Raw genomic sequence first — 13,382 nt, 5'->3', positions numbered from 1 at the left:
CGGCGTGATTACCGATCATATCTTCTGGTAGCGGGAGTCAACGGTCGCTCAATGTCCGCTCGCCTCTCCAAACCCAACATTCCCGTTTCACCATTAATTCCGATAATGGTACCGCGTTCTTTACTGCTCTGCCTTTGCGGAAAACGACGAAAAAATAGTTGACCATGACGTTGCAAAGGCACTGCCAGCTTGTTCTTCTGCTGGGTAAGAGGAGGGGGCGCTATGCATCCAGCAGGACATCGCATCGAGATCGATCCAGACCGTGAGTTCATGAGGGTGACGCTGTGGGGCGACTGGGCCAATGCCCAGACCGACGGTCTTGCCGTTGATCACGCCAAGGCGGTTTTGCAGATGAAGGCGAGGGGTGCCCGGCATGGCCATTTCCTAACGCTGGTCGACATGCGGGAAAAGCTCCTGACCGAGGCGGTTACGGTTGCCGAGTTCCGGAAATCGTTCGAGGCAAACTCTCCATCACGTCGCACGGCGATCATCGTTTCGCCGCCATTGCCGACCTCGATGGCCGAGCGGATCGCACCGCCAGGGCGTGTCCTCATCACGTATACCGAGGAAGAGGCGCTGGCTTGGCTATTCGATGATGTATGACCATCTCACATTGAGATCTAAAATGCTTCGGGATGCGCCAAGCGCCTGTGGCTTGAAAATGGTCCATTCCGGATCTAACCGCGTAAGCCCCTAACATATTGAGACTATAATGAACGATGAGATCAGCGCAGTTGAATTGGCATCCGAACTGACGGCGGCATGGCTGGCAAATCCCAACACACGCACGAACGCGGATGACGTTCCAGCGTTTCTGGTTTCCATGCATGCCGCGGTCGTACAATTAACAGGTGCAGAGGCTCCTGCGCAAACTGACGAGCCCGTTCAGACATATGAGCCGGCCGTCACTGCCCGTAAGTCGCTTGCGTCGCCAGACCACATCATCTCCATGATCGATGGCAAGCCATACAAAACTTTGCGCCGCCATCTCGCCACCAATGGGCTGAGCCCGGAGGACTACCGCGCGCGCTACAATTTGAAGGCGGACTATCCCATGGTAGCCCCGACCTATTCGGAAGCGCGCCGTACCATGGCCAAGTCGATAGGTCTCGGGCGGAAGCCTGGTCAAACCGTTGCAAAGGCTGCTGAGGAAACACCTAAAGCTGCGCGGAAGCCTCGTGCCGCCAAACCAGTCGAAGAGGCCTGATACATCAAACCGGGGGAGGCGAACCCTCCTCCCCTGGTAAGACGAAGAGCAGGGACGTTCCAAAGCGGCGTAGCGTATCATGAGAGAAACACCCCGCCCGTTGTCCCGGCGGGCGGGGCGCGGGGACCATCCCCTAGCGCGAACCTGAAGCTGGCGCGTGGAGCATATGTATGAGCGGCTTCTTAAATCGGGCTAAAGGTAGATGCATAACGGCAGTCATGATTACGAGAGACGCGAGGCCTGCTGAAAGGTCCTGTTCGTGCTCGGCTAGGTGGAGAATGCGACGTTGGACACGTCATCTCGATCGAACAGGGAATCGTTGCCCCTGCCGTTGAACGTTGAGCATCATCGGCCTGATAGCGCGCTTTACTAAGATAAAGGCCTTGCCCGGTCGGTGAAATATTTTTAATTTTATCAGATGAATGGCTCCATTCACCCGACTGCTATCGCGCATAGGCAAGGCTTGCAGGCGGGACTGCTAGCAGTGGCTCCGATTCCAGAATGTCCGTGGCCACTGCACGATTACGAAGCCTGTCTGGCGTGGTTTGCGGGGTATAGTATCAGCAGGCTGGTCCGGTCCCGCCACGATCGGATGCCATCGGTACGCTGCTGCTCCGCTTCGGAGTAACGCGATCGCCACCTTTGCGACCAAGACGTGCCTGGCAGCATATCTCAATCAAGCTTGGGGTACCGGTTTGCAAAACCGGCTCGCGTCTCCAGATGCACGAGACAGTAACCATATCGGGTCTATCGATCGCTGTCGGCATACGCGTCCGGCGGCAAGGGTGATGATGGCGACATGGTCGAAACGATAGGCACGACGCGCATTCCACGGACGCCCTCGCCCGAATATGATGTCATCGCTACCATCGCCGCGGATCGCTTCGACGTCCCCATCGCGCTCGTAAACGTCGAGGACGGCAACGACGTCTGGATGAAGGCCAAGGTCGGTCTCGACCTGCGCAGCGCGCCCAAACATATCGCATTTTGTGGTCACGTTCTCGAAACCGCGCAGCCGCTCGTCATCGAAGATCTGACGGCCGACCCGCGGTTTGCCGACCACCCGCTGGTGCTCGGCGAGATGGCCGCGCGGTTTTATGCAGGCGCGCCCCTGATCGGCCGCGACGGCATCGCGTTTGGCACATTGTGTATCATCGATCGTCGGCCACGAAAATTTGGCGAGCGCGAACTGCGCGCGTTGATGCTCATGGCAGGCCAGGTCATCGAGCGGATCGAACTTGGCGAACTGCGCCAACGCGAGCGGGCAGCAGCGGTCATCGACGAAACCACAACGGACGCATTCATCACCTGCGATCGCGCCGGTAAGGTGAGCCACTGGAACATGGCAGCCGAGGCCTTGCTAGGTTGGTCTCGTGACGACGCCTTGGGCCAGCCTATCACCTTCATCATTCCTGAGGCGATGCGGACGGCTCACACAGCGGGGTTTGAGCGGTTGGTCGCCTCACCCGTAGCCCAACCCATGCGGGCCGTTGAGATACCGGCCCTTCGACGTGACGGTAGCGAGGTGTATGTCGAGCTGACCCTGGCCGTTCACCGCGAGGGCGATGCGGTGACGGTTGTCTCCATCCTGCGTGATGCGACCGTTCGCCGCGCCCTTCAGGCCGAGCGAGAGGCAGGCCGCGCGCTTACCGATGCCATCGTCGACAACATGCCGGCTGCGATCTACGCGAAGAACTCCGCATCCGATCGCTACGTTTTCGTCAACCGCGCTTTTGAGCAACTGAGTGGGCGTACCAAGGCAGAGATCGTAGGCAAAACATGGGGGGAAATATTCCCCCTCGACGATCTTGCTGAATATCAAAATTATACCGATCGCGCGATGGCGGCAGTAGGGCCGATCATGCTCGATCGAACCATCACCCGCCCCGACGGGATGGTCCGACAGATCGAGGCTACCAAAATCAAATCTGTTGGCCCCGACGGTCAGACTATCCTGTTGGGCTTTGCGCAGGATGTGACCGAAGAACGTGAAGCCAACGAGCGCCTCGCCTATCTCGCTCATCATGATCCGCTGACAGGTCTGCTCAACCGCACGCGGTTCGGCGAGATCGTCGATGACTGTATCGCCTCCGGCGGGACGCCGGCTGTTATCTGCCTCGACCTCGACCGGTTCAAGATCGTCAACGACCTTTACGGCCATGCGGCCGGCGACGAAGTTCTGGTCGAAGCTGCACAGCGCATCGTGACCACAGCACGCTGTCCCGTAGCCCGATTGGGCGGTGACGAATTCGCCATTCTCGTTGCTGACAGCGAGACGGCCGGACGTATCGCACGACGAACTATCGATACGCTGGCACGGCCCTTTGGCATTCGAGACCGCGGCGTTGGGATCGGCGCCTCTGCCGGCGTTGCCATTCATCAAGCGGGCGATGCCGATGACGGCGATCTGGTGCTGCGCAATGCCGATCTCGCCCTTTACCGTGCCAAGAACGATGGCCGCAATCAGTGGTGCTTCTTCGAGCCGGCGATGGACGATGCCGCACGCGAGCGTCGGCAGGTCGAGGCGGACTTGAGAAGCGCGCTCGAGCGGGGCGAAATCCATGTCGAGTACCAACCACTTGCCGATGCCCAAACGGGACGGATCATCAGCTTTGAAGCCTTAGCCCGCTGGGATCATCCGCGTCTGGGCCGCATCGCACCGGCGATGTTTATCCCGATCGCCGAAGAGAGCGGCATCATGCCGGACCTCGGACGGCTCGTGCTCGAGATGGCTGCAAACGAGGCGGCGACATGGAGCCCGGAATTGAAAGTCGCCGTCAATCTGTCGCCGGCGCAAATGGACGATGACGGTATCGTCGCCGAGATAGGCGCGATCCTGAAACAATCGGGTCTCTCACCGACACGGCTTGAGGTAGAGGTGACCGAAGGCATGCTGATCAAGGATACCGCTCGGGGCATCCGCCTGCTTACCGAGTTGCGTCAGCTCGGCGTCTCGGTCGCGATGGACGATTTTGGTACCGGCTACTCGTCGCTCAACTATTTCCGCACCTTCCCCTTCGACAAGGTGAAGATCGACCAGTCCTTCATTCGCGACATGGATGAAAACCCGCAATCCCTGGCCATCGTTCAGGCTGTGATTGGATTGGGTCGAGGGCTTGGCATGCCTGTGGTGGCCGAGGGCGTGGAGACATCCGAACAACTCGACCGCTTACGCGCCGAGGGGTGTGATGTCGTGCAGGGCTATCACATCGGCCGGCCCGCCATTATCGGCACCTTCAAGAATGGTGCCGTTCTGGACGACCCCAGGGTGGCTGCAACCGGATGACCCCTGCCCTCCGGCAACGGCGTTTCAACGGTCGATAAGCGCAGAATAGGTCGTCGCGGTACCGCGCTTTGTATGCTTGCCGTGATACAGCGCGATGTCTGCCTGACGCAGCAGATTCCGTTCGGTCATACCCGCCGTCAGCCAGCTGACACCGATCGTGCCCGATACGCAAAGCTGCTCTGCGTCACCGATATCGACCGAATGATGAAGGTCTGCGAGCAGTCTAATGACCAAGGCCGATACCGCATCCCGGTCTACCCCGCGGACGATGACCCCAAATTCGTCGCCACCAAGCCGCGCGGTGACACAGTCAGCGAGGTAGGGGGCATGTAGCGCCGTCGCGATCGTACGCAGGACCTGGTCTCCCCTCAGATGGCCGCAGCGGTCGTTGACCGCCTTGAAGCCGTCCAAGTCGATCATCAGCAGTGCAAGGGGCGTCCCGTTCGTATGGGCACCCGCAATGCTTGCCGATAACGCCTGGTTGAAGCCGGCGCGGTTGGTCAGTCCGGTAAGCTCGTCGGTATGTGCCGATCGCCGTAACGCCTGCTCCATCTCGTAGCGACGGGTGACGTCCTGGAACACGCCGATGAGCGCGACCGGACGGCCATCGCAGAGTTCGACTTCCCCCATGCTGCGAACCCGCTTGGCCGCCCCGAATGCCGACACGAAATCGATCTCTTCGTCAAAAGGACGTCCTTGCTCGATCGCGAGATTGATCGCGTCGCTCAGAATGGCGCGCGACCGTCCTGGATAGAATTCCATCGCGCGCTCGATCTGTGGCGTATCGCCCAGCGGAAGATCATGAATCGCATAGACCTGATCCGACCATTCGATGGTATTGTGGACGAGATCGAAGCGCCACGAGCCTATACCGGCAATCCGTTCCGCCTGATGCAGCTGCCTATGCATACGCGCCACCCGGTGGAGATCATCGGTGCGCTCTGTCGCAAGCTCGACCAGTTCCAATGCTGCCAGGCGACTGCCGACAAGCGCTGCTGCGATATTTGCGAGCTTCTGCAGTGCGACAATATCATCGTCACTAAAGAGGCGCGGTTGCCGATAGATGACGCAGAGCGAGCCAACCGTGAGATCTGTGCCGTCTTCGCCCCGCGTTATCACGGGCACCCCGCAATAAGCGCCGATATGGGGTTCGCCGGTAACCATAGGGTTATCGCGGTAAAACGGATCGGCCTGTGTGTCGGGGATGATCACAGGCTCGTTCGCGTCGACCACGCGACCGCAAAAGCTATACTCACGAGGCGCCTTGTCGGCGCCTATGCCACACTTCGCCGTGAGCCACTGCCAATCCTGGTCCAACACCGAGAACGCGCTGATATCGCTGCCGAGGAGTTGCTGCGCCATCTCGGCGACCGCATCGAGCTCTGGCCCGGGCAAGCACCGCGATAAACCGGCCCGATCGAGCAGATCGCCCCGTGACCGATAACGCGTCATTGGCTGGGAGGGCGAGGCGATAGGGCTGTGGAACATGGTTGACGAATACCAGCTGGCAGTAAAGACTTTGTGACCAGATCCTAGTCTAGACCAGCCCTTTGAAGCGTCGCATGCCCACGCGGTGGAGATATCAGGTAAGCGCCTTCCTTTCTTGAGGTTGACCGCCAGCCGGCAACCTGTGCTCTTTCCATAGCAGCAGGGCTGTTAAGTCAGACTTTAGTTTGAGAACCGATGTTACGTAATTTTTCCAATCGCTACATATCATTGCCGGCGTCCAATATACGATATGACTGCTATATATACGCCGAATGACGGTCAGTTTGTCGTTATAGGCCGTGATAAGAGGTGCGTAGTCCGAATGTGAATACGCGGTGCTCGAGAGCCGGCGGGCCTCGTTTATAACATGAGCACTGAACTTTTGCGAAAACAGCACTCGTTCGCGCGATAATGCGGCATAGTCGGCCTGACTGCTCTTACGCATCAATTCGGCATAGCGTCGCATTGCTTGCCGCAGTTCGTCGTGCTCCGCACGGCTTTGAGGACTCATTCGTAGGCGTTCCTCTTACCTTTGTTCACTACAATCAGAGTCGCGTTTTGATAACGAGGGCGTCGTCGTCGAAATACAGAAAAAACCTTACATTCTGATTTAATTCAGGGAAGCCTACTCGCGATGTCGGTCGTTATGTACCGATCTTCAAAGGGTTTTCATGGCCAACCTCGAACAATCCCCCAAGCACGCCGAGCCACACCGTCACCTGCGCACAGTGGGGGAAGCACTCTCCAGAGCATTTCTACCCGACGAGTCTTCGAACTTTGACAATCTGTTGGCGGCAATCGACGAAGCCGACGCCCGGCATGCAAAAGGCAAGAAGGGTTAGCCTCAAGCTTGTGGGGGGGGCGCGGACGATATCGATCGCATGTTGAAGCTTGCACGCGGCGTAATCGGCGCCAGCTTTGTCCAGCAGAACGAGCGCCCCCAGCATCAGGCGCAAGGCGCTATCCAACGAGGGGGCGTGTGTATCGCTAGGATGAAGCATTTTCGCATCCTTTCGGGTCCGAGGTGCATGATCGACCACTGTCCTTGATAACTGAACGACAGTTAATGATGTGTAATTTTTACAATTACCTCAAACTTATATTTGCAAAAGCCATGTTCTCGCTTCATCGACATCGGTAAAGTATGCGATACCCTCTCGATTACTAAGGCGCCGTGTCTGCATCCGAGCCAGCGTCGATCCGGTTACAAAGGCGAGCTTACGGGACCGGAAAACCGGATCTCCTACGACGTTGGAAAACACGACGACCATGTCTTGCGTTTGTATCTTCATTGCGCTGACGTCGCACAACGTCACATGATCGTTGGGGCTACACCCCAGTCTATACAAACGCTCGGTCAGCTCCTCTCGAAAGTCGGACACGTCTTCATTACTGAAGAACCCACCCATTATGATATGTACCAGACACCGTTCCGGTTCTATTACGATCGAGAAATGCGCGTCCATAGGTCGTCCACGAGTTGCTTGCCGGGTCATGCTACCGAGGTACGCATGGCCTTGCCACTATTCTGTGCTACGTCTCGACGCTGAGGCTTTCTCGAACGCGAGTGGGGCAATGTACGAGATAAGCAGCGATCCGGCACGGCAGCTTCTGATCGTCCGGGTCAGTGGGTTCTGGACGCGTGAGATCATGGCAACATACCGCGCAGAGGTCGGGCAGCAGGCATCGGTCCTCCGACAGGCTGGCGGGTGTAAGCGTATCTTGGTCGATATGTCGCACTACCCGATCCAGTCGGGTGACATTGCCGATGGCCATGCAGCCGCGCTGCGCTTTGCACGTGAAACGCTCGGCGCGCGCGCTGCCATCGTGATGACGAGTGCCTTATCCAGGCTGCAAGCGACCCGCGTTGCAACGTCGTCGGGCCACCGGCTTTTCAACGATGACGTGGCGGCTATGACGTGGCTGATGGGTAACACGGACTAGCAAGCCGCCCACGGAGCCTTGCCGAACTAGCGAAGGCCGATAGCGCCGGTTTGAAGGGCCGTGGCGTAAAAGGCCCGGGTTTCAAGCTGGACACGGTCACGCAGGCGACCGAGGATAGTGTGGGCATCGGCCTTGAAGCCAATTCGGTCATCCTGGATCGCTTCCGCGTTCCAGGCTTTCAGAAATTTCGTCCAGTCCGACTTCAACCGCACGAACGCGTCCGCTCCCTCACGCCATGCCTCGATCCAGGGGCCTAAGAGCTGCGTTTCGTCGAGGCCAGCGATGATCAGATCCTCGCGCTCGACATGGTCTTCGACAACGATCGCGAGCGTATGTAGCTGGACCGCCAGGTCGGTACTGCTGGCATAGCCTTTGTCGACTGCTGCGAGTAGCGCGTTGGCGGCAGCCTCGATCGCGTCATGTTCGGTGATCAACTGCTTGTAGCTCGTCTGCATACCGCGCCTTCAGATTCGGTACGCGGCGATTAACCCATTTCGGTTCGAAATCGAGTCGTTTTAGTAGTCTTACGTGCCGCGTACTTTCCCGGGGGGTAAGGCGCTCCCGATATGGGTATTAAGCCATCCGCAGGCAACCAGCGTCGCCGAACATGGCGCCCCGCGGGTAAGGACGGCGATTGGCCTGCGTAGCGCACCGTTTATCGCGCTAATGCGGTCGACGAGCCATCCCGCAGGCCAGGCGGGGTGGAGGACGGTTTACGGGCTGGCTTCTGTATACGCGCCAGGTCTGCCTCGTCGATCGGACGGTGGAACGATAACCCGATCAGGCCATCCCTGGTCCACATCACGGTGGCGACGATAGCCGTCGTGCCGATCGACAGCACAACCTCCTCGCCTCTTGGTATCGGGGTATCTGCGACGTGGATCATGGCGCCGCGGATTGAGATGTTCTGAATGGCGGCGGAAACCGGTTTTTTGCCGTAGCTGCTGATCATGCCGTGCAGATCGACGCCATGTCGAGGTTCTGCCCTGTTGCCATGGCCACAGATCAGTTCATCGAGTCTCGACGATATGAGCTTGGCTATCTGACCCAGCTGGCTACGGCTTGCGCTCGGAAAATCCTGGCGCGGTTGAGGATCGGCGATGCACAAAGCGCCAATGTTGAACCCGGCCGTGGTTTTGAGCGGTGCACCTGCGTAGAAGCGTATGAACGGGGCGGCCGTGACAAAAGGGTTTGCGCGAAAGCGCAGGTCCCTGGAGGCATCCAGTACGACCATGACCTCGCTCGATAGGATGGCATGCGAGCAAAATGAGTCAGACCGCTTGATAGTCGTTGCAGCAAGGCCGGCTGCGCCCTTTACGATCTGGATATCATCCTCGATGAAGGACAGCAGGCTGATCTCGGCTTGGAACAGATTGCAGCAAAGCTGGGTAACGGAATCGAAGACATTTTGGAGGTTTTCGTCACCGGTCGCGTATTTCCGCGCTTCCAAAACGCGTGAGACCTCGTTGTCGCGCATCGGATAGTCTCGAACGAGCAGCATATCGCCCACCTCTTATGGAATAGTGGTGCTGCTCCCGGGCGCTTAAAAATGTGTTAAGCACCCGTTTCGGGTTTAAAATATCGTTTCTGCACGACTTCGGCAGCCCGCAGGCGAGAAGAAATCCCGTTGGACCTTATCGGCGCCCCTGGCGCGACATGATCAGCATATCTGCTCATAGGTATTAAGGTCATTTTGAGTATGTTGCAGTAGGCGAGTCGCAAATAGAGGACGCGATGAACCCCGTATATCATTCCCATTTCGACGAGGACACGATCGAGGTCCTACGTGAGGCCTTCGATCCGACTGGCACGCTCGAAACGGATTTGCTCGAGATGTGGCCAATCCTGCAGGCCGGCGTGGAGCAGGATGTCCGTAGTTTCTGGACCCCCTTTGCCGGCGACACTACGCCATACCGCCTGTGCAACGCTGCTATCGAAGATCTGATTTCACGGGACGTCCGCTATACTTGTGAGAAGTTCTCAGGCGGCCTGAACCAGAAACTCATCGGCAAAATGGTTCGTAGGGGGCGCGCCAGTAGCAAGGACCGAGCGACGGAAATCGCGTTCACAGCCGGTCTGCTGGCGAGCTACCATGCCCGCCATCTCAGGCTCTACGCCGCGTTCGCAGGCGATCCTGTAAAACTCGCCCGGCTGACCCATTCGCTCTACGCGCTATACGCGTTGGAGAATTCGGTGCTTCTCAATGGCGCGGCGTTGGAGCGCGCCGATCAGGAGTTGCGCGACAGCGCCGAGCACAGAAGCAAATTACAGGCGATCGACCGCTCTCAGTGCTGGCTTGAGATGACGGTCGATGGAATCATCATCACGGCAAACCAGAATTTCCTGTCGACCATGGGCTATTCCTTACGGGAAATCACAGGCCGCCATCATGGCATGTTCTGCACCGAGGAAGACCGGACATCACCCGAATATGTCGCGTTGTGGCGTAGCCTTCGTGCCGGAAATTTCGCGCAGCAGGAGTATCGCCGGCGGACCCGCAGCGGCGCCGATGTTCACTTGCAGGCAACCTACAATCCCATCCTTGATCAGCACGGTCAGACCATCAAGATCGTCAAGTGCGCGACCGATGTGACGGCCATGCGCGTCGCAGAGCAGACCGAATCCAACCGCGCGCGCAGTTTCCGTCTGGAGGCAGAAACCAGGCGTACCGCCCATGAAGATACGCTCGGCGAACTGTCCAAGATCGTCGACGATATCGGTACGGTGACACGGCAGACGTCGATGCTGGCCTTGAACGCCTCGATCGAAGCGGCGCGAGCCGGCGAGCGGGGAACGAGCTTTGCGATCGTGGCAAACGAAGTAAAATCGCTGTCAGGACGAATAAAAGAGGCAACGGTCCGGGCATCGCACGTGCTCAACTCCGGCCAAAGATCTGTCCATACATAACGTCTGCTTTGACTAACTAGCCTATACCTTTAATTCATTGGCTCACCGAGGAAGATTGTCCTAGGCTTATCACTGAAGAATTTGGTCGTGTCCCCGCTGGTGGTGTAGCTCAGCGGTAGTGAAGCTGACCGGCCGCGCGCTATCATCCAGCGCCGTAGCGGCCGGTCAGGTTCACGGGTGGCCATCGAAGATCTTCGGATAGGATTGGGTTGCAAGACTCAACCAACGGAGACCTTCGATGACCGACGATACAATGAACCTGCAGGCGCTTGTGGGAAAGAGCGCGGATGCGGAATTTCTACGTGAGATGATTGGCTTTGCCGCGCAGCGGCTGATGGATCTGGAGGTCGGCAGTCTGACCGGCGCTGGCTATGGCGAGAAGAGCAGTGACCGGCTCGCCCAGCGCAACGGCTACCGCGAGCGGGACTGGGAAACGCGGGCTGGCACCGTTGAGCTGCGGATCCCCAAGCTGAGAACCGGCAGCTACTTTCCCGCCTTCCTGGAGCCTCGGCGCCTTTCGGAGAAGGCGCTGACCGCGGTTGTCCAGGAGGCATACATCCAGGGGATCTCGACCCGGTCGGTCGACGACCTGGTGAAAGCGATGGGAATGTCGGGCATCTCGAAAAGCCAGGTGAGCCGGCTGTGCGAGGAGATCGACGTCCGCGTGAAGGCGTTTCTCGACCGGCCTATCGAGGGCGACTGGCCGTACGTGTGGATCGACGCGACGTACCTGAAAGTGCGTCAGGCTGGTCGGATCGTCTCGGTCGCGGTCACCATTGCGGTCGGCGTGAACAGTGACGGCAGGCGCGAGGTGCTCGGCATGGCAATCGGTGCGTCGGAGGCCGAGACGTTCTGGACAGACTTCCTCCGCGGCCTCGCGCGGCGGGGCCTACGCGGCGTGAAACTCATCATCTCGGATGCCCACGAGGGCATCAAAGCTGCCGTCTCACGCGTGTTCAGCGCCACGTGGCAGCGGTGCCGCGTACATTTCGCGCGCAACGCTACGGCCCATGCCGGCAAGAGCGGGCGGCGCGTCGTCTCGGCCTTCATCGCCACCGCGTACGCACAGGAGACGCCCGAAGCCGCCAAGGGTCAGTGGCGCAAGGTCGCCGATCAGCTCAGGCCCAATGTCCCCAAGCTCGCGAAGCTCATGGACACTGCCGAGGAGGACGTGCTCGCGTACATGTCGTTCCCGCCACAGCATCGCACCAAACTACATTCGACCAATCCGCTCGAACGCCTCAACGGCGAGATCAAGCGGCGCACCAATGTCGTCGGCATCTTCCCCAACGAGGATGCCATCACCCGGCTGGTCGGGGCCATTCTGCTAGAACAGAATGACGAGTGGGCGGTCCAGCGGGGGCGCTACATGACACTGGAAAGCGTGACGCAATTGAGCGATGATCCCACCGTCACGTTGTCGTCCATGGCGGCGTGATCGACCCGGCCATGTCCGGAGATCAAAGCGGCTACGCCGCTGAAGCTACACCACGCGGTGGGACACGATCAAGAATTTTGAGAAACCCCGAACATTTCCGTTTAATCATCATTGACGAAAATCTAACCGAACAGACAGCATGGCGGTCAGACCGAACGCGCCGGTCAGAGTTCCATACGTTAAACAGGAGGCGGACCGCCTGATCCCCATGGACGATCAACTCGCTTAGCGTCAGGCAGCAACGCTGCGATCCGATGCTCGCCTTCTAGGGGTGGCGCTTCCTGCGGTGGTCCGCGTCTTCCATCTGTACCGCCCGGCCTGTTTCCAGGGCCGCTTATCGGGCCCGCCCCTGGGGGGCCCGGAGGTCGTCCCCCTGGACCACCAAAATGGTTTTCTTGTGCGATGGCCGCACGATCTACACGAACGGTCAGCGTCACAAGGTAGCGGCCCTTCGTCTCTCGAACGCTTCCCTCCGTAGTGTCGCCGACCTGGATGGCGATGCCGTCATCGGAGTTGAGTGTGTCGCGTAGCTCTGCTCGCCGGTACGCCGTCACCTGACTGTACAGGAACTCGCTGAGCGTATCGGGTAAAAAAAACTGCGAGGTGAGGTTGGTGCGGTTGCCATGCCGCACCTTGAAATGGATGTGGGTGGTTCGACCATGATACCAGCCCGGATAGATGCTATGAAACAGCGCGCTCCCGTCCGCATTGACCCGCTGTACACCTCGCAGGAATGTCCGACCTTTCATGTCGGTAACAGCCTGTCCCGCAGGTTGCTCGAACCCGGAATAAACCCCCTGAGCATCACAGTGCCAGACATCGATAAGCGCGCCGGTGTACGGCAAGCCAGTCTCGTCAACGACGGTAAAGCGGATATCTACGGGGATACCGGACAGTCCTTCGGTGATGTCGGCCCGTGTAAGATTCAGCGGTAGGTAGTAAGGACCTTCCTCGGCCTGGGCCGTCATAGGACCGATGGAACGTGGTGGCTCAGCCAGCGCTGCACCCGTCTCGGCCGAGAGCGCAACCATCCCGGTTCCAAGAAGCGCTGAGGTAAGCAAGCGCCTGCGATCAAGCGTCGGTGAAGAAGGAATTTTATTGGCCATTTATCT

At 58.8% G+C, this 13,382-nt stretch carries 11 protein-coding genes; 7 read left to right on the top strand and 4 right to left on the bottom strand.

The window, feature by feature from the left end; all coding sequences use genetic code 11:
* Window positions 1-222: 222 nt before the first annotated feature.
* The 3 genes from AC3D24_RS15280 to AC3D24_RS15270 all read left to right on the top strand — a co-directional run bounded on the left by AC3D24_RS15280 (window position 223) and on the right by AC3D24_RS15270 (window position 4,493).
* On the top strand, window positions 223-603 hold the full coding sequence (locus AC3D24_RS15280; RefSeq protein WP_426283989.1) for a hypothetical protein: 381 nt from the start codon (window positions 223-225) through the stop codon (window positions 601-603).
* A gap of 109 nt (window positions 604-712) precedes the next feature.
* The gene (locus AC3D24_RS15275) at window positions 713-1,207 is read left to right on the top strand and encodes a Ros/MucR family transcriptional regulator (RefSeq protein WP_489031923.1); all 495 of its coding nucleotides are present in this window, start codon (window positions 713-715) and stop codon (window positions 1,205-1,207) included.
* A 799-nt stretch (window positions 1,208-2,006) separates the two neighbouring features.
* A complete protein-coding gene (locus tag AC3D24_RS15270; RefSeq protein WP_489031921.1) occupies window positions 2,007-4,493 on the top strand; it encodes an EAL domain-containing protein in 2,487 nt (828 codons plus the stop codon).
* 24 nt (window positions 4,494-4,517) lie between these two features.
* Here AC3D24_RS15270 and AC3D24_RS15265 read toward each other — a convergent pair whose 3' ends face one another.
* Window positions 4,518-5,888: a diguanylate cyclase domain-containing protein gene (locus AC3D24_RS15265; protein ID WP_489031919.1), complete on the bottom strand. Its 1,371-nt coding sequence runs from the start codon at window positions 5,886-5,888 to the stop codon at window positions 4,518-4,520.
* Between the two features lie 764 nt (window positions 5,889-6,652).
* Here AC3D24_RS15265 and AC3D24_RS15260 point away from each other — a divergent pair.
* Together AC3D24_RS15260 and AC3D24_RS15255 are read left to right on the top strand one after the other, a co-directional pair.
* Window positions 6,653-6,823 carry a hypothetical protein gene (locus AC3D24_RS15260; protein WP_489031917.1) on the top strand — a complete coding sequence of 57 codons (171 nt, stop codon included), beginning with the start codon at window positions 6,653-6,655 and terminating at the stop codon, window positions 6,821-6,823.
* Window positions 6,824-7,556: 733 nt separating this feature from the next.
* Window positions 7,557-7,925: a hypothetical protein gene (locus tag AC3D24_RS15255; RefSeq protein WP_426283994.1), complete on the top strand. Its 369-nt coding sequence runs from the start codon at window positions 7,557-7,559 to the stop codon at window positions 7,923-7,925.
* A 26-nt stretch (window positions 7,926-7,951) separates the two neighbouring features.
* Here AC3D24_RS15255 and AC3D24_RS15250 read toward each other — a convergent pair whose 3' ends face one another.
* Together AC3D24_RS15250 and AC3D24_RS15245 are read right to left on the bottom strand one after the other, a co-directional pair.
* Complete coding sequence (locus AC3D24_RS15250) at window positions 7,952-8,380, bottom strand: hypothetical protein (protein ID WP_489031915.1); 429 nt, start codon at window positions 8,378-8,380, stop codon at window positions 7,952-7,954.
* 200 nt (window positions 8,381-8,580) lie between these two features.
* Window positions 8,581-9,402: a GAF domain-containing protein gene (locus AC3D24_RS15245; protein WP_489031913.1), complete on the bottom strand. Its 822-nt coding sequence runs from the start codon at window positions 9,400-9,402 to the stop codon at window positions 8,581-8,583.
* A 257-nt stretch (window positions 9,403-9,659) separates the two neighbouring features.
* Here AC3D24_RS15245 and AC3D24_RS15240 point away from each other — a divergent pair, with 257 nt between their 5' ends.
* Entirely contained in the window at window positions 9,660-10,832 is a 1,173-nt protein-coding gene (locus tag AC3D24_RS15240; protein WP_426283997.1) for a methyl-accepting chemotaxis protein, read from the top strand.
* A 238-nt stretch (window positions 10,833-11,070) separates the two neighbouring features.
* Window positions 11,071-12,270: an IS256 family transposase gene (locus tag AC3D24_RS15235; protein WP_489031911.1), complete on the top strand. Its 1,200-nt coding sequence runs from the start codon at window positions 11,071-11,073 to the stop codon at window positions 12,268-12,270.
* A 179-nt stretch (window positions 12,271-12,449) separates the two neighbouring features.
* Here the strand turns inward: AC3D24_RS15235 and AC3D24_RS15230 are convergent, their stop codons facing one another.
* Window positions 12,450-13,376, bottom strand: coding sequence for a dioxygenase family protein (locus tag AC3D24_RS15230; RefSeq protein WP_489031909.1), 927 nt, complete (start codon window positions 13,374-13,376; stop codon window positions 12,450-12,452).
* Window positions 13,377-13,382: the final 6 nt, after the last annotated feature.

Source organism: Sphingomonas sp. SL1004, assembly GCF_057815015.1.
This window is presented reverse-complemented; position numbering and strand designations above follow the sequence as displayed.